The following is a 22,616-nucleotide window of genomic DNA, read 5'->3' on the forward strand; positions in this document are numbered from 1 at the left end:
CGGCGGTGTCCACCTCTTCCCATTCCGAACAGAGAAGTTAAGCCCGCCAGAGCCGATGGTACTGCAGTAAAATGTGGAAGAGTAGGTCGGCGCCAAACTTTATTCAAGCAAACCCTTTAAGCATAACGCTTAAAGGGTTTCTGCGTTTATAGGCCGCTCCGTTCACCAAGTCTACCTCCTTATCATCTTTCCTGAGTTTCTTACTAATGAGCCTTTGCGACGGGCGGAGTTTATAAAAGCCTTGATATTATTAGAAATATTTCCAACCTTACACTTAATTCTAAGATATTTAAAAACTTAAAAACCTAATCTTATGGCACAATTTCCTACAGCATTTCACCTCACTATGGGCAATGAGGGTGGATATGCAAACAATCCAAATGATCATGGCGGCGAAACTTATGCCGGTGTCGCCCGTAACTTCTGGCCAAAATGGAGCGGATGGCAGTACGTCGATGCTATTGTGAGCCAGCATCCGGCAAGTCTAAATGCAGCTTTGGCTGCAAGCGCTCCGCTTCAGGCAGCGGTAGCTTCTTTCTACCAGGCAAACTTCTGGGATACGCTTAGCCTTACCAGCCTTAACTCGCAGCAATTGGCTAATCAGTTATTCGATGCTGCAGTCAATATGGGTACGGGCATCGCCGGAAAGTTCTTACAACAGGCGGTTAACGCCGTAGCGCCGGGAACCTTAACAGTAGACGGACAAGTGGGACCGTTAACCATTGCGGCGGCTAACAAACAAAATATAGAATCGCTTTATAACCAGGTGATCTCTTTACGTCGTGCACGCTATTTGGCCATCATTCAAGCCAATCCATCGCAGGCACAATTCAGAAACTCCTGGATGAGCCGACTTACACCATTTAACCCCCAGGTTAGCTAAATACTACTTATAATTTTTGATCTAATCAGTTTTTAAAAGCAGGGTAAATTATCTTAGAATTGCCCTGCTTATATTGCGGCGCCAAGCAAGGTAGAAACTATGGTGCGAGTTAGCGCTCAGAGACTATAATTGAGCAATACCTACAAGATTTGATATAACACCCAGTTGGTAGTTTCGTGTACCTTCCGAAGGCTAACATTGCTATTCCCCAATCTATACAGCGTTACATATTTCTGATTAAGCTCCGTATAGCTGCTCGCCTCATTCTTGCTGTTGGCAACCAGCACATAGCGATCATACTTCTGCGGCGCTTCTATTGCACTAAGATATTCTGCCTGATAAGGTAAGGTAAGCGAGCGTATATCTGCTACAAAACTGGCAATAGGGTAAGCAATCGCATCGTCCAAGAGTACTTTTGATGTAGGCGGCAGGCTATTGATATAAGCTGCAACGCTTTGCGTTTCTTGCTGATCGTCCAGCACTTTTTTATCAATCAATGCTGCAATAAAGTTGCGTTCTTCTGTAATACCCGAACTGCGCAGCATATAGTAACCCGCGAAAATGGTGACGCTAAAGAACAGCGCTATACTGATCTTGAAGATCGCCTCGTTACGTATCGTTCGAACCTTAGTGGCCACGCAGAGCAGAGAAAGAATCAAAAATGGGAGGTAATACTGTTGTGCGATGAAGATCTTCGGATACTTGATCTTCAAAAATTCTATAAATAAGAATGGGGTAAGTAGGGTAAGTACCTGGTAAGTATTTTCGCGGTAAAGATAAATCGCCAGCAGAATTACAGGGAAGAAGATGAGCACCCGGGCAGAGATCATGATAGAAACCTCGGGAAGGCGATGTACAACTTCGTCTTGAAGGGTACTGTAATCGATCTTTTCTGCAAGCACATTCCAGTTCGAATAGGGGCTTTCAATAAAGTAGTCCAAATCGTTCGCATGCGTTAAGTTCAGCACCTTATAGATCAATACGGAAGATAGCGGCAAAAGGAAAAGAATGATAAATATTGCCAGCGACTTGCTGATCAGTTTCCTCCGCAGCGATGGATTGTTAAAACTGATATATAACCTAAAAATAGATTCCTTTTCCCCCAGATTAAGCGTATTTAAAGCAATCGAAAGTACAAGTGGGATAAAGAACAAGGTAAGCCAAACAAATTTGTAATCGCAGAAAATAAGCACTACCAGGCAAATACTTGCAATGGAGATATGAAAAGTGGTGTTGGAGTTATAAAACTTAAATATGTTAAGGAAGAACAGGTAAAAGAAAATGAGCACCATATAGGTTGATTTACCTGAACATCCTGCGGCGAGCATACCCGGGTGAAAAAGAAAAATAGCCAGGACCGCCAAGACATAAAACTCGTCTTGGGTGTGTTTAACTATGGTTCTACAAATAATATAGAATAGCCCGGCCGTTCCTATCGCAGAAGCCATAATTGGCGCTACGGAATAACCGATCAGTGTAAAAATAAAATTACCATAAAAAGGCAGCAGCGGCGAGGTAAGGCCCATCACTTTTAAGCGGTTGCCCTGACCTTCGAATACAATCTTGGCCTTCTCTATAAAGAAAAGTTCTTCTTTATTAAAATAACCAAGTTTAGCTAAGTGCAGGCCAATAAACAGATAGTACACCGCAAGTAGCAGCGCAAGACAAACCAGAAATATAGTTTTAGACTGCCTCATTTAACCGCGTTGGCTGAATTATTAACCTTACTTAATCCGTGGTTGGTTTTCTCCCAGTAGAATGGCTTGATTACCAACTGGTATAAACCTTTATACGCCGCGATAGAATGCATCAGCCAGTATACAGGGTTTGCAATAGCAAACAGAATAAGTTCATAATAGCGGCGCTTAAATACCGCCATCATGTTTACGTAGATCATTAAGATATTGCCGATAAGCAGGTTGAAAATAGACATGAACAATACCCAATCCGGAAATAACAAACGGATGCTTTTAAGGTCGAAAACAAGGTAAGCGATAAATACCGAAAGCAGGAAAGGGTACAGCAAAAAGGTTACCGGTGTAGCGCCGATAAAGAAATTAAAACCTAAGAAACCCTGCCACCCTACTTTTTGCCAAAGCTTAATGGGGTTACGCATGTGTACCAGGTAGGTTTGCATATAACCCTTTATCCACCGCGAGCGCTGCCTGATCCAGTTAAAAGGTTCGTTGTTTGCCTCTTCGTAAGTTGTAGAATTTACAATGGCTATTTTATAACCTTTTGCGTATGCTCTTACCCCCAAATCAGCATCTTCGGTAACGTTAAACGGATCCCAGCCGCCTAATTCCGTCAGGTTATCCAATTTAAAATGGTTGCTGGTCCCGCCTAACGGGATGGGAATATCCAGCGTATCCAAACCTGGCAGCATATAGTCAAACCAGTAAGAATATTCCAGCGTGAACATCCGGGTCAGGAAGTTCTCATTCCGGTTAAAATAATTCAGCGCGCACTGAATACAGATATAGTTGGAAGGAAGCTTTTCGAACATCCGCACTACTTTCTTCAACTGGTCCGTATCAGGGATATCCTCTGCGTCATAAATGGTAAGAAACTTACCGCGCGAAAAGTGGAGGCCATAATTACATGCTTTTGGCTTTGTTTTAGGCATGTGATACGGTACCACAATTACTTCAAAGATGGCCGGGAAGTCGAGGTTTCTAACCGCGTTTAGCGTTTTATCATCATCCTCTTCAATCAGCAGTTTAATGTCCAGTTGTTCGCGCGGGTAGTCAATGCTTTGCAGGTTCCAGATCAGTTTCTTGATCAGCTTATCTTCTTTATAAACCGGTAAGTGGATGGTATAAATAGGCAACTGGTCGTCCTTTACGTTTTTAACCTCTTCTTTGGTTACCTGCTGGTGCAGTTCAAAGCGCGAACCCACCAAAGCAAGGAACAATTTAAAGGTAATAGCCACCAGGAACACGCTACTGATAATTACGTTGATAACGATAGCCGTCAACGTGAAACTGAGCACCAGGAAGGTGGCGATAATGGCGATAGTAGCAAAAATGAAGATCAGCTGCGAATTAGTGAACGTAACCAGCGCGGAGCTTTCGGCATCGCGGTTTAGCAGCTCAAACACCGCTGATTTTACGTAGGGAATGCCGATCAACTTGTGGCTCAACCAGGTAATATCTAAATCGGAGGCCACGATGATCTCCGGGTCGCAGTCAAAAGTAAGTTTAACGAAATCTATAAAAAGCTGGTCGCTCGGATCAGCCATAATCGTTACAATCTTACCGTTCTCTTTACGTAAAGGCAAAGCGAGGTGCTCGTCGGCAAACTTCAGGTCTACCTGGTCAAGTATCTCTTTATCATACGGTTGCTCCCGGATCTCTTCAAAGGCATAACCTGCATTATTCAGTGAGCGCTCGTAATTTTTCCTGGAGATATAGCCGAAATTCAGGACGATCTTGATGAACGATAGCCCTGATCTTTCCGAATGCCGGTAGATCTTCTCGACGTCTTCATCCGTAATAAAGCCGTCCCGTACCAGCATTTGTGGTATGGGCAGCTTTTTGGAATAGGACGTGCTGTCTGCAACAGTGGCTTTTACCGGCCCGCTTTCCGCCAATTCGCTCAGTTCTTCCGGCATCTTATCGCTCAATTATATTATTCGTTGATAATCTCCTGTGATTTCTGAACCTTGAACCTTACGTACAGGAACGCTACCAGGATCAGGATCAGGATACCTAACAGGATATACAAGTTATAACTTTCCCAGAAACGGGCTAAAGCGCTCTTGGTGTCTACATACTCCAGGTTCTCGCTCGATTTACTGATGTTGAACAGGTATTTATTATTGTTCACATCTGCGATACAAACGTTGCTGGATAGGGTAGACAGCTGTTCTGTGATAGATTGTGAAGCTGCCAGGAATGCATTTGCCAGGTTTTTACCGGTTGCAGTAAGTACCAGGCAGGCGTTGTTGCTTCGGCCATAAAAAATCTGCGCTAAACCGTTGGATACAGAGTCGGCAACGGTATACACTACCTCGTTATTATTGTTGTTGTACAGCCTGAAATCATGGTTGAACTTGATCGGGGCGTCCGGGAATTCTTCGATCAAAGGGTCATTCCTGGAAAGCAGTGCCACAACGTTGTATTTCTTCAGGTTAGCTTTGTTGCTGTTCAGCTCGTCCGAATACATGAATTGCGGGAAGTTATTCGCGTTGATGTTATTGTTCAACTCGTAAATGATCTCGCCCATCGCACCTGCTGCATATTTTGCATAATCGCGGCTTACCACAATACAGGTAGTACCGGCATTAAAGGCCTCCGGATATTGGTAAAAGCTCAGGTCGTTAGAAATGAACGGGTTTTTAGATTCCAGGTACGATTTGTCGACATCTATCTCTGCAAAGAAGTTGGTGAAACTGCTGTTACAGTTACCATTGGTTGGATAGAAGCGGAATTCGGCAATCAGCGTATTATACTTATGGTGCTGGTACCGGTTAATGGTAACCGCCGTATTTAATTTTCCCGAAGCATCCAGCTTTTCACTGCTGATAAGCATTCCGTTCAGGTAAATGTTAAAGTAGCCGCGGTCTGTAGTTGCCAACGCGCTGTAGTTAGCTACAAAACGGATCTCCACCTCTTTCGGGGTAAAGCTGAAATCGCTGTTTTTAAAGTTATAAACCGTTTTTAACGAACCCACACCTGATGTAAAATTGGTTAAACCACCAATCTGGCGTAAAGTTAACTTAGAGCGGTTTTCGTCTATGGTTTTAAAGAAGTTGTTGGTAGCGCTGTTAATGAGCAGGTAGTCGCCGAAGGTAGAGTTCAGGATGTTCATATTGCCCATAGCAGTGATGCTTTTTTCATAACCCTGATCATCGCCACCAGTGATAAACAATATTTCCTGTGGCACCTGGTGGGTTTGTACTGAACGAACAGGGGTAAGCTGCCCGTTAAGATTCACCAGGTTGGTTACCGTATCGGTTACACTGATCACATTCTTGTGCAGGTAAAGCAAGCCCTGGCCGCTACCAGGAGTAATTTTTACCAACCCACGTTTGCCGGCGGGGATCTGATTAATGTTACCTACCATAATACAGTTATAAAGTGTATCTGAATAATGGTCGGCCGGTACTACCTGTATATTCTTAGCGTCAGCTCTTTTTAAACGTGCGTAAGCCCATGCTACAGCTTTCAGATCATGCAATGTTGGGTTACTTGGATAGATAATCGCTGTTTTAGAATCAAAACAGTTAGAGATATTAACGTTGTTGAAGAAATTCTGGCTGCTGCGGTTCAAAGCCAGGTAAGAATAGTTTTTCACCTTTAACCACATGGCGGGATTATCCAGGTCACGACATTTGTCATCAGTGATCGTCAGCAAGGTGCGTACCTGTATCTTGATATACCTGCGGTCTGGCGAAAGATCGTTACGGCTCAGGTTAACTGTCAGTCGTTCAATAGAGTCTTTGGTTAAGCGGGCACTGTACACCGGCTTATCATTGATCATGACGTTGATGTATGATTTTTCTTTGATCAGCGCTTGTGATCCCTCGAAGTATAACACCAGTTTACTGCCGTTCAGTTCCATGAACGGATCAATTTTTATGTAGTACGAACTGGAACCGCTCATGCCCATCACGGCATCATCTTCCCGTCCGAGCGACTTGAAAGTAATGATGCTCTGCTGTGCAGAAGCAGCTTTGATCAGTATACCAATAAAAAACAGTAAGGATAAGAATTTCTTCATCTGGTTGTTATTAATTTATCACGTTAAATTCTACTCTGAAATAATTGCCGTTCACATCGCTGCGGTAGCTCAGGTCGCCACCCATCTCCTGGGTCATCAGCTTCGCAATGGATAAGCCTAAACCAAGCCTGCTGCCCGTTGCGTTGGTGGTGTTGGCGTCGTTAAGGGTTTTCAGCTTATTAAACATGCCGTCCAGTTCATCCTGGCCAATGGCGATCCCTTCGTCGATGATCTCAAAGACAAATTTCTGCCGTTGCAGGCTGGTGGCTACTTTAATGCTGTTGTTAGTTTGCGAAAATTTAATGGCGTTTGATAGCAGGTTCTGAAATACCTGTCCGGCAAACACCTTATCAAGCCGCACATTAAGGGGCAATTTCAGGATGTTATCAATCAGCGTAATGTTCTTCATCTGGGCGGTTTCTACCAATCCCTTAAATACGTAACGCGCTTCTGTATTAATATCGAATATTTCGAAGTTAAATTTGATCTCGGGCGAATCAACTTCTTTTGCCTCCATCAGCATATTCAGCATGTACTGCATTTTTTCTGCCGACTCTGAAATGTACTGCAGAAACTCTTTCTGATCTGTGCTTAAACGGTATTCTTCTTCCTTGATACCATTGGTACTCATAATTACAGAACCGATCAGGTTTTTAAGATCGTGCCCGGCGATGTTGATAAAGCTGTTTTTTTGCTCGTCCAGCTTGCGCAGTTTATCATATTGCAAGTCGATGATGTTGTTTTTCTCAACAATATCGCGGTTCTGGCTTTTCAACTGCTCGTTAGATTTCTCGATCAGTAACTGCGAACGCACATCCCGCTCAGTTACTTTATACCTCGCGCTTACGATAAGGCAGGAGATGATGCTGGTAATAAAGAAATACTGCCCGCCGTTATTAATAAAAAGATCCAGCGAGTACTGGTTCAGTACATTAAAAAAGATGACAAGTAAAACAATTGCAAAGGCTACCTGTATTACAGAATTAATAGGCTCCCAGTATACCTGTAGGTTAAAGAACAGGACAATGGCAGAATAAATGAGAAAGAATACCGTAACCTCTTGCACATTAACCACATTACAAAGTATGGCCGATGGGATAGAGAGCAGCATAAAAGCAATATGCAGCAAGATGCGGTAATCGTATTTTCGGGATTGAAAAAAGGTGTACAAGCCAAGGATAGCGAGCACCAGGATAATGCGGACGATGAGGAATTGGATCCAGATGTCTGGAGCGTAAATAAAGTCTATGATGCCAAGTAGCGGGTACAAGAAAATGATTGTCCAAATAATATTGTTGGTTTGATACCAGGCTTTCTTATTCGCTTCTCTTGCAAATTCGTCTTTATTTATTTGAACAAGCATTATTTACGATAGTATAAATGTATTAAGGAGTAAAGGTTCTTTCGGTCTTTAATCTTGATGAAAAAAACGGCATTTAAAATTACGCAATTTAATCTTAAATTAAAGACAATCGCGCTCTTCTTTCTTATTGTTGCAATTGCGCCTGCCGCGAAATGCAATAATGCAAAAACTAATCCAATACCTCAAAGCAGGGCTGTTGCTTTCAGGCGCGCTAAAGGTTTAGATAACGGAATAAGCATATCCTGGCTGGAACAAACCTGGAATCCGGAGGCGCTGAAAGAAAACCCGCTTAAAAATACAGATTTTCAATTGCTTAAAAAATTAGGGTTTAAAACTATTCGTTTACCCGTTGCTTTTGAATTTTACCAGGCAAAACCGGGTGGGATAGCGCCCCTATTAAGCCGGATAGATAATGTACTGGCCCAATGCAGGCGCTATCGTTTTAAGCTGATCATAGATTACCATTACGGCGAGATAAATGATACCAATTACACCTCAGCTACCCAAAAGGCAATAAATACCTGGCTGCTAATAAGTAAGCGGTATGGTAAAGTATCTGGAGATGAGCTGTTTTTCGAGATTTATAACGAGCCGCCACATATGGATCCTGCGAAATGGAAGGACGCCGCTTATAACATCACCACGGCCATCAGAAAAGCAGATCCGGACAGGACTTTATTGGTAGGCGCTTCTAATTACAACAGCATCTACGAACTGAGCCGTTTTGTAAGGCTTTCCGACGAGAATATTATTTACACCTTCCATTTTTACGAACCTTTCTTTTTTACACACCAGGGTGCGGCCTGGGTAGGCGATCAGGTAGCGACAACCGGGGTTGCTTTTCCCTATAATGAGAAAAATTTTCCACAACTAAATCCAAAGGCTAAAAATACCTGGGGCGAAACCAATTATTACCAGTACGCCAAAGACGGGAACGAACAATCTGTTAAAGATAAACTGGGAATTGTTAAAGCATGGGGCGATAAATATGTGGTGCCTTTGGTATGTACAGAGTTCGGTGTGTATAACAAATATGCAGATCTGGATAGCCGATGCCGTTACATCAAGGCGGTTAAAACATCATTGCGCGCGTTAAAAATCCCGGGAATTTTATGGGATTATCATACAAATTTCTCCATCTTTACAGGGCCGCCGTCCGAAGCTCATTTACCCCCTTGTATGAGGGATGCGCTGGCCCCAGGAAAACCAACTAAATAAACCGCTTTTGCGTTAAAACTACTATCTTTACGGATTGTTTAATTTATAACTATGGAGTTTTTTGTCGAGCAGCGCCGCGAAGTAATGAAGCATATCGAAAAATACATGCTCGAAAAAATGTTTGATTTTTTGAAGCCTGTTGAGGATATGTGGCAACCTTCTGACCTGTTGCCGGATTCATCGCGCGATACCTTCTTTTCTGAGATCAAAGAATTACAGGAAAGCGCTAAAGGTTTGTCTTACGACCTGATTGCTGTTTTGATCGGCGATACTATTACAGAGGAAGCTTTACCAACCTATGAATCATGGCTAACCATGGTAGAAGGGGTAAGTAAAGATGAGGACAATGGCTGGATGAAATGGACCCGCTACTGGACAGCTGAAGAAAACCGCCACGGCGATCTGCTGAACAAGTACCTTTATCTTTCAGGCCGTGTGAATATGCGAGCGATGGAAGTATCTACCCAGTACCTGATTGCTGATGGTTTTGATATCGGTACCGGAGCAGACCCTTACCGTAACTTTATTTATACGTCCTTCCAGGAAATGGCGACTAACGTGTCGCACCGTCGTGTTGCAGCACAGGCAAAAAAATATGGCGATACCTTGTTAGCTAAAATGTGTGGGGTGATTGCGGCAGACGAAGCTCGCCATGCGAAAGCTTACAAACATTTCATTTCTAAAATATTTGAGGTGGACGCCAGCGAAGCAATGATTGCCTTTGAAGATATGATGCGCAAGAAAATTGTAATGCCAGCGCATTTCCTTCGTGAGGTTGGCTTAAAGATCGGCCAGACGTTTGGCCATTTTACCGATGCTGCGCAACGCCTGGGTATTTACACCGCAATAGATTACGTGGATATTCTGAAAGAACTCATTGAAGACTGGCATATTGAAAGCATAACTGACCTGAACGAGGCCGGCGAGAAAGCAAGAGACTACCTGGTTAAACTGCCAGACCGTTTATTGCGGGTAGCCGAGCGTATGAAAAATCCGATGCTGGAATATAAATTCAGCTGGATCAACGGCTAAGAATTCTCCCCGATATAGCGGATGTTACGGCTGCCCAGGAATTCCATCAGTAGCGTATTGATGATGTCTTCCAGCGTTAGCGCATTGACATCATCGGTGTAATGTTCAGATTTTAAAATATGTATTTCTGTTCCGTGTTTTTCAATGCGGAACAGAAATCCGTCATACAATTCCTCATTAAATACTTCCAGCGAGTCTGCATCTGTCCTCAGATCAAATTTCAGATGTACCTGCCTTTGCTGCTGAAACAACGGGTTTAGCTCTTCGCCGAAAAAGCTTTTCAGTTCCTCTATCGTAATGTCCCCGTTCGTTTTGATGATCTTCATATCAGCAGAATTTACTTTAACTACAACCCGGACTGATTATTTGTTTGTAGTAGGTATTTAGGTTTTCTTTCTTAAAACTGCTATCATTGGTAAACGTTTCTATCTTATGCAGTACAAGTTATTGGGTCGCTCTGGCCTTAAAGTTTCTGAATTGTGTTTAGGTACCATGGGCTTCGGCACCGAAGGTGGCTGGGGTGCAGACAGGGAAACCAGCTTTGCCATTTTAGATGAATATGCCAACGCCGGAGGGAATTTCCTGGATATGGCAAACATTTATAAACTGGGTACCAGCGAGAAGATTATCGGCGAATATTTAAGCAGTAATGATCGTCACCACTTTGTGGTGGCTACCAAGTATACCTTAAAAGATAACACCACTAACGTTAACGCATCCGGCAATAACCGTAAGAATATGATGCGCAGTGTAGAGGCCAGCTTACAGCGGTTGAACACCGATTTCATAGATGTGTTTTACCTGCACATCTGGGATGATATTACCCCGATAGATGAAGTGTTGCGCGGGTTGGATGACTTGATCCGTCAAGGAAAGGTGAATTATGCAGCAATCAGCGATACGCCTGCCTGGGTAGTTGCTAAGGGGAATACTTTAGCCGAACTAATGGGTTGGAGCCAGTTTATTGCCCTGCAGGTAGAGTATAGTTTAATACAACGTACGCCAGAGCGGGAACTGATCCCGATGGCGAAACACTTCGGCATTACGGTTACGCCATGGGCGCCTTTAGCAGGTGGGGCGTTGACCGGGAAATATCTGCGTGGCGAGCAGGGGAGAGTAAAAGCGGAAAGTAACCGCAGGAACGAGAACAGCGAGCGGATTACCCGCGAAGTGATGGCGATAGCGGAAGAAATTGGCTGTACACCGGCACACGTAGCGCTGAGGTGGATGATGCAGCAAAATTTCTCTTGTATACCTATCGTCGGCGCAACCAAAGTAGATCAGTTAAAAGATAACCTGAAAACTACGGAAGTTACTCTTGCACCAGAGCAATTGAAACGTCTGGACGAAGCGAGTGCAATGCCCTTGGGCTTCCCCGGCGATTTCTTTAAGGAAGAAGCCGTACGCGTTAACTCATTCGGCGGATTTTATGATAGGGTAGAGAAGCGGAGATAAGGATTTCGAAATTCGGATTTAGCTATGAATAGTAACTGTAAATTAGGAACGAGGAAAACAGCTAAAGGTATGTATCGGGGGGCTAAAGTGTGAAAACATCTTGATTCTTGTTTCTCTCTTTATCCTTTCACCACAATATCGTATTTGGTCAATAAGCCAGCCAGACCATGAATGGAGAATTTGGCTTTTTTAATGAAGTTGAGATCAGGGTCGATGGTGTAGTTGTAAGAAGTAGAAAAGTCTGCACCTTTTAATTGTGTCCGGTCGAACGCGGCTTGGTTTAGATCGCAGTGGTCAAAAATGGCGTTCGAGAGATCTGCCTCGGTAAAATCAGTCCCTTTTAAAGAGCAGTTGCTGAACTTCGCCCCCTTGTTTTTTTTTTGATAGAAGATGGCCTTATCCAGCAGGCAGTCGTCAAAATGCACTTCAAACAAGAACTTAGATGCCTTACTGAAGTCAACCCCGGCCAATTGGCAGTTCTTAAAACTGATATTTTGTAGCCCTGTGTTCGGGATATTACAGTCGGTAAATACACAATTAATGAACTGGCAGGTCGTAAACACGATATCATAAAGCTGGCCGGAAGAAAAATCGCAATTATGAAAGGTGCAGTTTTCAAAAGATGCTTTTTTAGCCCGCAGATCATCTGCTGTTAGTTGTGTGAATGTTTGCTCTTCGATGATTTGCATGTTATTCGATTCGAATTTTGGGTACTAAGAGTCGGGTTAAAGATAAATATTAGGTTATAAAAGATAAACGTAGGATTTTTTAAAGCAACTTTGCCATAGCAGCAAAGTTGCCAAACTTAGCGAAGCGATCTCATGAACGCCTTTGAGAAATAAACACATGTGAATAACGGCCTAGCCGGTAATATGCTTTTTCTGCCGCACACTTCTTTCGCTCAAGCAATCCAGAATCACCGACAACGATAGCTGTTACCGCTACTAACGTTCGCACTATGCCTTCGCTTCGGGCAACAGCTATAAGGTCGCTTGCCAGCACTCATACCCACTGTTCTGTCTTGCTTTTTACCAAAAGCCGGTTGCCGGCGTTAAAGCTTCAGTAACGAACAGAGCGTAAGCATACTAAATTGTCGCAGCGCAGGACCTCTCCCTAACCCTCTCCAAGGGAGAGGGAACAAAAGTCCTCCCTGCTGGGGAGGATTTAGGTGGGGCTACACTGCGGTGCCGCGGCGAGTTTTTAGCTACTTTCTTTTAACGGCTAAAAGAACTTAGCTTCCAGTAACTTTAATAAATCACTTTCCCTTAAATATTGTCGCCGTAAGTATTCCTACATATTCCTTCTATACTGCCCACCAACTTCATACAATGCTTGGGAGATCTGCCCGAGCGAGCAATATTTGCAAACTTCCATTAACTGCTCAAAGGTATTTTTACCGTCAACTGCTGATTGTTGTAAAGCTTTCAGCAACGCAGCTGACTTGTCTTCATTTCGTTTTTTGAAGTTTTCTAACGCCGTGATCTGGTACTGCTTTTCTTCTTCCGTAGCGCGGATCACTTCCGCGGGGACTAGTGTAGGCGAGCCTTTTTTATTCAGGAACGTATTTACCCCGATGATAGGATATTCACCGGTATGTTTTAGGGTTTCGTAGTAAAGCGATTCTTCCTGAATTTTACTGCGCTGGTACATGGTCTCCATCGCACCCAGTACACCGCCGCGGTCATTGATTCGTTTGAATTCGGCCATCACTGCTTCCTCAACCAGGTCTGTCAGTTCTTCAATAATAAAGGCACCCTGTATGGGGTTCTCATTTTTAGCTAAGCCGAGCTCGCGGTTGATGATCAGTTGGATAGCCATCGCCCGCCGAACAGATTCTTCCGTTGGGGTAGTAATTGCCTCGTCGTAAGCGTTAGTGTGCAGTGAGTTGCAGTTATCGTAAATGGCGTACAAAGCCTGTAAGGTGGTGCGGATATCGTTAAAGTCAATTTCCTGGGCATGCAGCGAGCGGCCGCTGGTTTGGATATGGTACTTCAGCTTCTGCGAACGATCATTCCCTTTGTATTTGTTCTTAATGGCTTTCGCCCAGATTCGGCGTGCCACCCGGCCGATTACCGCATATTCAGGGTCGATACCGTTGGAGAAAAAGAACGATAGGTTAGGGGCGAAGTCGTCGATGTGCATGCCCCGGCTTAAATAGTATTCTACATAAGTAAAGCCATTAGCCAGGGTAAAAGCCAATTGGGTAATCGGGTTGGCGCCAGCTTCGGCAATATGGTAGCCGGAGATAGAAACCGAATAAAAGTTCCGCACCTTCTGGGTAATAAAGTATTCCTGGATATCCCCCATCAAACGCAAAGCAAATTCGGTAGAAAATATACAGGTGTTCTGGGCCTGATCTTCCTTCAGAATATCTGCCTGTACGGTACCCCGCACACTGGAAATCGCATAAGCTTTAATTTGCTGATAAACATCAGCCGGCAAAACCTGGTCGCCGGTAAGGCCGAGCAGCATCAAGCCGAGGCCGTTGTTGCCTTCGGGAAGGGGAGAAGCCTCACCTAAATCCTCTCCAGGGGAGAGGACTTTCCTATCCGGTTGTTTAGCTAGGGTTTCTTCGATTTGCTTTATAACCCCTGATAGATTATCAAGTACTTGCTGATTGGTAAAGCGGATGACATCGAAACCATAATGCTTAAGGGCGGTAGTGCGTACCTCATCATACTCCTTATTAACCTGATGTTGTTCCCCGTCTATCTCAATAACCAATCCCTTTTGCAGGCAAATAAAGTCAGCTATATAATTGTCTACAGCATGCTGCCTCCTGATTTTATAACCAATCTGGCTATTTCTTAAATGCTGCCAAAGCAGTTCTTCTGCTTCAGTTGATGATTTGCGGTTTTTCCTGGAGTTGTCTTTTAAATTTTGCCAATTTTTTAAATTAGAAGTAGCGTAGCCCGCTTTTTTCTCCCTCTCCTCTGGAGAGGGTTGGGGAGAGGCGCTCTCCAGAGGCTTTTGTGAAGTAGCAGGGGCCGCATTATACCTCGGCCGCTCCAAACCTTTATCATCATACACTTCTTTAAATTTCGCTTCTACCAGGTGCTCTAACTGGTGTTCACGTATATACTTTTCACATTGCTGATCGATGGCGGCATTCATAAAGAAGCCCAATAACATTGGGGCGGGGCCGTTGATGGTCATTGACACAGAGGTAGACGGATGGCAAAGATCAAAACCGGAGTATAATTTCTTTGCATCGTCTAGCGTGGCAATGCTTACGCCTGAATTACCGATTTTACCATAAATATCCGGGCGGGTATGCGGGTCCTCGCCATATAAAGTAACAGAGTCGAACGCGGTAGATAAACGATGTGCCGGTTGCCCGAGCGATACATAATGGAAACGTTTATTCGTACGTTCGGGGCCGCCTTCGCCGGCAAACATGCGCGTAGGGTCTTCGCCTTCACGTTTCAGCGGGAACACACCGGCTGCGTAAGGGAATTCTCCCGGCAAGTTTTCGGTTAGTAACCAACGGAGAATGTCACCCCAGGCCTCGTATTTCGGTAAAGCGATTTTAGATATCCGTAGCTGGGAAAGCGAGGTGGTGAACAAAGGCCGCCTGATCTCTTTATCACGAACCTTATAAATGAAATCATCCGCCTGATATTGCTTTACCCTTTCCGGCCAATCGCGCAGCAGTTTTTTACATTCGTGGTGCAGCCCTTCTTCCAGTTGCTGGTAAATCCGTTCTAATTCCTCTTTTGTCTTTGCTCCTTCGTCCAAAAGGTCTATCGTTCCCTGCAACTGATATAGCTGCTGCGCCAATCGGCATTGCTCATTTACCCATTGTTTATAGGCCGCAGCACTTTCAGCAATCTCGGCCAGGTAGCGGTTACGGTCCGGCGGGATGATAAATACTTTTTCAGGCTGCTGCTGATCCGTTGGAAGATCGGGTTTAAAATCTACGCCGGTTTTCGCTTTGATGGTATTTAGCAGCGCTGCGAAAAGGCTGTTCATGCCGGGGTCGTTAAACTGCGAAGCCATGGTTCCAAAAACAGGCATGGTATCGTCGGCAACATCAAACAGTTGATGGTTTCGTTTATACTGACGGCGCACGTCGCGGATGGCATCCAAAGCACCGCGCTTATCAAACTTGTTAATAGCCACCACGTCTGCAAAATCCAGCATGTCTATTTTCTCCAACTGCGTGGCGGCGCCAAATTCCGGTGTCATCACGTAAAGGGATACATCGCAGTAATCGGTGATCATAGTATCGCTTTGGCCGATACCAGATGTTTCGACAATTACCAGGTCAAACCCGGCAGCTTTGCAAACGTCAATCGCTTCTTCAATATACCCGGATAGTGCCAGGTTTGATTGACGGGTAGCCAGCGAGCGCATGTAAACACGCGGACTGTTGATGGCATTCATCCGGATTCGGTCGCCCAGCAAAGCTCCGCCGGTTTTCCGTTTAGATGGGTCTACAGAAATAATGGCCAACGTTTTATCTGTCTCTGCTAAAAAACGGCGGACAAATTCATCCACTAAAGACGACTTCCCAGCACCGCCTGTACCGGTAATCCCTAACACGGGAATGAAAGTGGCTCCTTCTCTTTGGGAGAAGGCGGGGGATGAGGCCTTGAAACTTTCCGGATGGTTTTCTGCCAGAGTGATCAGTTGGGCTATCGCTTTAGGATCTTTTTCGGGCAGATGCTTCAGTTCGCCGTTCAAAGTAGTCTTGGTCTCGTAATCGCATTGCTGCAGCATATCATTGATCATGCCCTGTAAACCCATGCGGCGGCCATCATCCGGCGAATAAATTCTGGCAATGCCATACTGCTGCAGTTCTTCAATTTCCTGCGGTAAGATCACACCTCCGCCACCGCCAAATATTTTAATGTGCCCCGCGCCGCGTTCGTGCAGCAGATCATGCATATATTTAAAGTATTCGAGGTGCCCGCCCTGGTACGATGTCAGCGCAATGCCCTGCACATCTTCTTGTATGGCGCAGTTTACCACTTCCTCAACAGAGCGGTTATGCCCCAGGTGGATCACTTCCGCACCGGATGATTGCAGAATGCGCCGCATGATATTGATGGTAGCGTCGTGCCCATCGAAAAGGGAAGCAGCGGTTACAAAACGGATTTTATGTACAGGTTTATAAGGAGCAATGGTTTCCATTGATATAGCTTTGCTAAGGTCAAAAATAAACAAATCTATCACCGATGCTATGCTTGCATAGTAATTAAATATAATGCGCTGCGCTTCTGATTGTTTACAATGCTGCAAGAATCCTCTGGGCCTTAAATGGAAATTTAACAACGGAAATCCGAAATACATCAGTACCTTTGCGCTCCATTTATTTGATTGATAATGAGTACAACAAGAGGTCCGATATCTCAGTTTATTGAGAAAAATTACTTACACTTTAACGCAGCCGCTTTAGTTGATGCTGCTAAAGGTTATGAAGCCCACTTGGAGCAAGGCGGCAAGATGATGGTTACCCTGGCAGGGGCAATGAGTACTGCCGAGTTGGGTATTTCACTGGCAGAAATGATCCGTCAGGATAAGATTGCGATTATCTCCTGTACCGGCGCCAACCTGGAAGAAGACATCATGAACCTGGTGGCGCACTCGCACTATAAACGTGTGCCTAACTACCGCGACTTAAGCCCGCAGGACGAGTGGGACTTGCTGGAAAATCACTACAACCGTGTTACCGATACCTGTATCCCAGAAGAAGAGGCTTTTCGTCGTTTGCAGAAACACATCCACCAGATATGGAAAGATGCTGATGATAAAGGCGAACGTTATTTCCCGCATGAGTATATGTACAAGATACTGCTAAGCGGCGAGCTGGAGCAGTATTACGAGATCGACCCGAAGAATTCATGGATGCTGGCTGCAGCTGAGAAAAATCTGCCGATTGTAGTACCGGGATGGGAAGATTCTACCATGGGTAATATCTTCGCTTCTTATGTGATCAAAGGCGAAATTAAAGCTACGACCATGAAGAGCGGTATTGAGTATATGGCCTGGTTGTCTGACTGGTATGTGAAGAATTCAGACGGCCATGGCGTAGGTTTCTTCCAGATCGGCGGTGGTATCGCAGGCGACTTCCCAATATGCGTGGTGCCAATGCTTTACCAGGATATGGAGATGGAAAACATTCCGTTCTGGAGCTATTTCTGCCAGATCTCAGACTCTACCACTTCATACGGATCTTACTCTGGTGCGGTACCTAATGAGAAGATCACCTGGGGTAAACTGGATATCCATACCCCTAAGTTCATCGTGGAGTCTGACGCGACAATTGTTGCCCCATTAATTTTTGCCTGGGTGCTAAAACAATAATGTAAAATTCCAAATTACGATAACGCAGTTTTGATATTGCGATAGCCCACTATACTTGAAAACCCCTTTTACTGTCTGTAAAGGGGGTTTTTGTCTTTAGTTTAGAACGATTATAAATTAGACATTACTGTCATTACTTTGTCAGCGATACTGTAATAAATTTTACTTTTGTGGACTGTAAAAAAGGGTGGTGAACGCACATTCGCAGCCTTTTTACAATAAATTACAAAAAACTATCAAGCACAAATACACTGTATGAGAAATATCTCATTGATTTTTAAACAATTTTCCAGGGCGGTTTTACTGGTTGCCGGTTTTGCAGCTATGGGTTTTTCGGCTCATGCGCAAGCGGATGCGGCGAAGGGTGAGGCCTTGTTTAAAGCCAACTGTACAGCCTGTCACAAGATTGATCAGCGTATGACTGGTCCGGCTTTAGGTCCGACCATTTCATCTGAAACTGACGACAAGTGGTTAACCAAATGGATTCAGAACAACCAGGCGTTAATCGCAGCAAAAGATCCTAAAGCATTAAAGATCTACAACGAGTACAACCAGGCGGGCATGAACGTGTTCACCAACCTGAGCGACGGCGATGTAGCAAACATTATTGCTTACGTTCGTGAAGACTGGAAAAAAATGCAGGCAACCCCTGCACCTGGCGCAGCTACTAACGGCGCTGCTACAGAAAGCGGTCCGAGCAATGTCGTAATCTTCGGTCTGATCGGCGTTATCGTTATCGCGCTAATCGTTATCCTGGTGTTAAACAGGGCTATCGGTACCTTAGAGAAGATATTAATCAAGAAACAAGCAGAGCCGGTTGTTGAAGAGGAAGAAGTTGAAGCAGAGCCGGTTGATCGTTTTGCATTTGTAAAACGTGTTGCCAAAAACAAGAAGCTGGTATTCTTTATCATACTGTGCGGTACGATAGCGTTAGGCAGCTTAAGCTGGGTAACGATGTGGAACACCAACGTTCACCAGGGTTATCAGCCTGCGCAACCGATCAAGTATTCGCACGAATTACACGCAGGTGTAATGAAGATCAACTGTCAGTACTGTCACGTTGCAGCATACAAAGGCAAAAATGCTTCTATTCCATCTTTGAACATTTGTATGAACTGTCACAAAGTGGTTAAAACCGAATCGCCAGAGATCCACAAGATCTATGACGCATTGGGTTACGATCCGCAGACACAGAAATATGACAGCACCAAAGCTAAACCAATCCAGTGGGTACGTATCCACAACCTGCCAGACTTTGCATACTTCAACCACGCACAACACGTACGTGTAGGCGGTATCGAGTGTCAGCGTTGTCACGGTCCTATCCAGACCATGAAAGAGGTTTACCAATACTCACCATTGACAATGAAATGGTGTATCCAGTGTCACAAACGTACCGGTGTTAACGGTAAAGGCAACGCTTACTACGAAAGCATGCTGAAAGTACATGACCGCATTAAGAAAGGCGAGAAAGTTACCGAAGCTGAAATGGGCGGTTTAGAGTGCGCCAAGTGTCACTATTAATTAATTAAGAACTTAGCAATTACAGTTTATATAGCTTAAATGGAAAGCAATAAAAAATACTGGAAGGGTTTAGAAGAACTGAACAAAACTCCGGAGTTTATTGAAAACAATAAAAACGAGTTTGCTGAACCTATTCCGATCGAAGATATCCTGGAAGGAGATGGCCTTAAAGCTAAGACTCCACGCCGCGATTTCTTAAAAGCGCTTGGTTTTGGTGTGGGTGCCGTTTCTCTGGCTGCTTGTCAGAAAACGCCGGTACATAAATCATTACCATACCTGATAAAACCAGAGGAGGTAACTCCGGGCGTAGCTAACTTTTATGTTTCCAGCTACGACGGTCAGGCTATCCTGGTAAAAACACGTGAAGGCCGTCCGATCAAGATCGAGGGTAACCCTGGCGATCTGTTTGGTAAAGGCGGTGCGTCGGCTACGGTACAGGCATCCATTCTTGATCTTTATGATTCAAGCCGCCTGAAAAACCCGATGCAGGACGGTGGCGAAACCGGATGGCAGCAGGTTGATGCTTACATCAAAGGACAATTAACTGCTATCAAAACCGGTGGCAAAAAAATCCGTATCGTAAGCGCTACTGTTAACAGCCCATCAACACAAGCGGTTATTGCAGATTTTGTTACTGCTTACCCAACTACAAAGCACATTAATTATGATGCCGTTTCTTATACCGGTATCATCCAGGCTAATCAAAACAGCTTCGGTAAAGCGGTATTGCCTCACTACAATTTTGATGCTGCCGACGTTATCGTAAGCTTCGGCGCCGATTTCTTAGGTACCTGGATCTCTAATACCGAATTCAACCGCCAGTATGCGTCACGCCGTGCGGCAAAAGCATTAGAGGCTGGTAAAATGTCGCGTCATATTCAGTTCGAAAGCGGCATGAGCCTAACCGGTACTAACGCCGATGTGCGTATGCCGATCAAGCCGTCTGAAGAAGGTATCGCGATCATTAGCTTATACAACGCATTAACCGGCACTACTTTACCTGGTTCTAAAAAGGTAAGTGATGCCAATACAGATAAAGCCATCACCCTTGCCGCTAAAGAATTGTTAGCAGCAAAAGGCCGTGCGCTGGTAGTATCAGGCAGTAATGATGTAGCTGTTCAGGTGTTGGTAAATGCGATCAACTCTTTATTAGGCAGCTACGGTACTACTATTGATCTTGATAACCCTTCTTACCAATATAAAGGTAACGACCAGGAGTTTGTAGATTTCATCGGTGAAATGAAACGCGGCGAAGTTGATGCCGTGTTCTTCCTGAATGCAAATCCTGCATATGATTATTATAACGCAAATGAATTTAAAGACGCACTGAAGAAAGTTCGTTTGAAAGTTTCATTTGCACCTTATAGCGACGAAACTGCTGCATTGTGTAACGTTGTTGCACCAAACAGCCACTTCCTGGAATCATGGGGTGACGAAAACGCAGTAGAAGGTTACTACACTATCGTTCAACCTGCGATCAATACGGTTTACAACACCCGTCAGGCAGAGGTAAGCTTATTAACCTGGGCAGATGCTCCGGTGAAAGACTACTACACTTATGTTCGCAATAACTGGAACACTAATATCCTTTCTAAAGCAGGTTTGTCTGGCCAGCAAGGTTGGGAGAAAGTGCTGCAAACCGGTTTTGTAAAAGCTGCTGCTAAACCGGCAACTGCCTACACTTTCGGCCGCGACCTGAATGCGGTGGTTACTACCATCCTTAGCCATAGCCAGCAATTAGCTGCTTCTGGTGATAAAAAGTTAGAGCTTCAGATTTATGTAAGTAATAACATCCAGGACGGTAAAAAAGCAAATAACCCTTGGTTACAGGAGCTTCCTGATCCCGTAAGTAAAGTTACCTGGGATAACTACGCAGCGATGTCTATCAAGACTGCTGAGAAATTAGGTATCCAGGAAGGCGATTATATCAATATCAAATCTGGTAACTATACGATCGAGCTTCCGGTATTGCTTCAGCCTGGTCAGGCACAGGGCACTATCTCTGTAGCTTTAGGTTATGGCCGTACCAAAGCCGGTAAAGTAGGCGATAACGTAGGTAAGAATGCTTATCCGTTCTTAGCCCTGCGTAACGGAACTTTACAAGGTACTACTGTAGTAGATATTGAAAAGACCAGCACTTTACGATACGTATTTGCGCAAACCCAAACCCATAATTCATACGAAGGCCGTCCGATTATTCACGAAGGTACTTTAGTTGAATACAAAAAGAACCCTGCGGCTATCGTAGGTAAAAAAGAGGGTAAAGAGGATTACAGCCTTTGGGACGAGTACGAACGTCCGCAGTATAACTGGGTAATGGCGATCGACCTGAACGCTTGTACCGGTTGTGGCGCTTGTATCGTTGCTTGTAACGCAGAGAACAACGTGCCGGTAGTAGGCCGCGAAGAGGTTCGTAACCGTCGCGAAATGCACTGGATCCGTATCGACCGTTACTACAGTTTCAATGGCGGTGGCAGCGAGCCGGTAACCAAAGAGAAAGAGATCAACAAACTGGCAGATCTTGACCACGTATCGGTTGTTCACCAGCCAATGCTTTGTCAGCACTGTGACCACGCACCTTGTGAAACGGTATGTCCGGTATTGGCAACTACACACTCGTCTGAAGGTTTAAACCAGATGACTTACAACCGTTGTGTTGGTACCCGTTACTGCGCAAACAACTGTCCGTACAAAGTGCGTCGTTTCAACTGGTTCAACTACTGGAACGATTCACGTTTCGAAAACTACATGCAAAATGAGTACACAGAACTGGTGTTGAACCCGGATGTTGCTACCCGTTTCCGCGGTGTAATGGAGAAATGTTCTATGTGTGTTCAGCGTATCCAGGCTGGTAAGCTGAAAGCTAAAATGGAAAAACGTCCGCTTCAGGATGGCGAGATTAAAGTTGCTTGTCAGCAAACTTGTCCAACCAATGCGATTGTATTCGGTAACGCAAATGATCCGAATTCTGAAGTTTCAAAAGCATTGAAGAGCGAACGTACATACTACGTACTGGAAGAATTGAATACCAAACCAGGTATCGGCTACCAGGCAAAAATTAGAAATACAACTGAAATAGGCGCTTAATTATACAACAGAGATTAATAT

General features: G+C 44.5%; 14 protein-coding genes and 1 rRNA gene. 8 read left to right on the forward strand and 7 right to left on the reverse strand.

All coding sequences use genetic code 11. The features are described 5' to 3' along the window. Both rrf and MUY27_RS17855 read left to right on the forward strand, forming a co-directional pair. A 5S ribosomal RNA gene (rrf, locus tag MUY27_RS17850) occupies window positions 1-98 on the forward strand; the annotation flags it as partial. Between the two features lie 215 nt (window positions 99-313). Continuing rightward, window positions 314-883 (forward strand): glycoside hydrolase family 108 protein, encoded by a 570-nt coding sequence (locus tag MUY27_RS17855; RefSeq protein WP_245132335.1) that lies wholly within the window; start codon window positions 314-316, stop codon window positions 881-883. A 140-nt stretch (window positions 884-1,023) separates the two neighbouring features. Here the strand turns inward: MUY27_RS17855 and MUY27_RS17860 are convergent, their stop codons facing one another. From MUY27_RS17860 to MUY27_RS17875, 4 genes are read right to left on the reverse strand one after another with little or no spacing between them, the layout of a single operon-like run. Beyond that, on the reverse strand, window positions 1,024-2,580 hold the full coding sequence (locus MUY27_RS17860; protein ID WP_245132337.1) for a hypothetical protein: 1,557 nt from the start codon (window positions 2,578-2,580) through the stop codon (window positions 1,024-1,026). Next, on the reverse strand, window positions 2,577-4,508 hold the full coding sequence (locus MUY27_RS17865) for a glycosyltransferase (RefSeq protein ID WP_245132339.1): 1,932 nt from the start codon (window positions 4,506-4,508) through the stop codon (window positions 2,577-2,579). The genes MUY27_RS17860 and MUY27_RS17865 overlap by 4 nt, the downstream gene beginning before the upstream one ends. Window positions 4,509-4,513: 5 nt before the next feature. Next, complete coding sequence (locus MUY27_RS17870; RefSeq protein ID WP_245132341.1) at window positions 4,514-6,607, reverse strand: cellulose biosynthesis cyclic di-GMP-binding regulatory protein BcsB; 2,094 nt, start codon at window positions 6,605-6,607, stop codon at window positions 4,514-4,516. A gap of 10 nt (window positions 6,608-6,617) precedes the next feature. After that, on the reverse strand, window positions 6,618-7,970 hold the full coding sequence (locus tag MUY27_RS17875) for a sensor histidine kinase (RefSeq protein WP_245132342.1): 1,353 nt from the start codon (window positions 7,968-7,970) through the stop codon (window positions 6,618-6,620). A gap of 57 nt (window positions 7,971-8,027) precedes the next feature. On the opposite strand from MUY27_RS17875, the gene MUY27_RS17880 reads away from it, so the two are divergent. Further along, entirely contained in the window at window positions 8,028-9,188 is a 1,161-nt protein-coding gene (locus MUY27_RS17880) for a glycoside hydrolase family 5 protein (protein WP_245132344.1), read from the forward strand. Between the two features lie 51 nt (window positions 9,189-9,239). Next, complete coding sequence (locus MUY27_RS17885; protein WP_245132345.1) at window positions 9,240-10,220, forward strand: acyl-ACP desaturase; 981 nt, start codon at window positions 9,240-9,242, stop codon at window positions 10,218-10,220. On the opposite strand, the gene MUY27_RS17890 is transcribed toward MUY27_RS17885, so the two are convergent. Beyond that, on the reverse strand, window positions 10,217-10,546 hold the full coding sequence (locus tag MUY27_RS17890) for a hypothetical protein (protein WP_245132346.1): 330 nt from the start codon (window positions 10,544-10,546) through the stop codon (window positions 10,217-10,219). The two genes, MUY27_RS17885 and MUY27_RS17890, sit on opposite strands and share 4 nt — an antisense overlap. A 106-nt stretch (window positions 10,547-10,652) precedes the next feature. Here MUY27_RS17890 and MUY27_RS17895 point away from each other — a divergent pair, with 106 nt between their 5' ends. Beyond that, window positions 10,653-11,675 (forward strand): aldo/keto reductase, encoded by a 1,023-nt coding sequence (locus tag MUY27_RS17895; RefSeq protein WP_245132347.1) that lies wholly within the window; start codon window positions 10,653-10,655, stop codon window positions 11,673-11,675. Window positions 11,676-11,794: 119 nt separating this feature from the next. On the opposite strand, the gene MUY27_RS17900 is transcribed toward MUY27_RS17895, so the two are convergent. Both MUY27_RS17900 and MUY27_RS17905 read right to left on the reverse strand, forming a co-directional pair. Continuing rightward, on the reverse strand, window positions 11,795-12,364 hold the full coding sequence (locus MUY27_RS17900; RefSeq protein ID WP_245132348.1) for a pentapeptide repeat-containing protein: 570 nt from the start codon (window positions 12,362-12,364) through the stop codon (window positions 11,795-11,797). Window positions 12,365-12,965: 601 nt separating this feature from the next. Beyond that, window positions 12,966-16,811: a methylmalonyl-CoA mutase family protein gene (locus MUY27_RS17905; RefSeq protein ID WP_245132350.1), complete on the reverse strand. Its 3,846-nt coding sequence runs from the start codon at window positions 16,809-16,811 to the stop codon at window positions 12,966-12,968. A gap of 192 nt (window positions 16,812-17,003) precedes the next feature. Between MUY27_RS17905 and MUY27_RS17910 the strand changes: the two genes are divergently transcribed. The 3 genes from MUY27_RS17910 to MUY27_RS17920 all read left to right on the forward strand — a co-directional run bounded on the left by MUY27_RS17910 (window position 17,004) and on the right by MUY27_RS17920 (window position 22,595). Beyond that, window positions 17,004-17,984, forward strand: a complete 981-nt coding sequence (locus MUY27_RS17910) for a deoxyhypusine synthase family protein (protein WP_245132351.1) — start codon at window positions 17,004-17,006, stop codon at window positions 17,982-17,984. Between the two features lie 255 nt (window positions 17,985-18,239). Then, the gene (locus tag MUY27_RS17915) at window positions 18,240-19,508 is read left to right on the forward strand and encodes a c-type cytochrome (protein WP_245132352.1); all 1,269 of its coding nucleotides are present in this window, start codon (window positions 18,240-18,242) and stop codon (window positions 19,506-19,508) included. 39 nt (window positions 19,509-19,547) lie between these two features. Further along, on the forward strand, window positions 19,548-22,595 hold the full coding sequence (locus MUY27_RS17920) for a TAT-variant-translocated molybdopterin oxidoreductase (protein WP_245132353.1): 3,048 nt from the start codon (window positions 19,548-19,550) through the stop codon (window positions 22,593-22,595). Window positions 22,596-22,616: the final 21 nt, after the last annotated feature.

This window comes from Mucilaginibacter straminoryzae, assembly GCF_022953055.1.
Classification (GTDB): Bacteria; Bacteroidota; Bacteroidia; order Sphingobacteriales; family Sphingobacteriaceae; genus Mucilaginibacter; species Mucilaginibacter straminoryzae.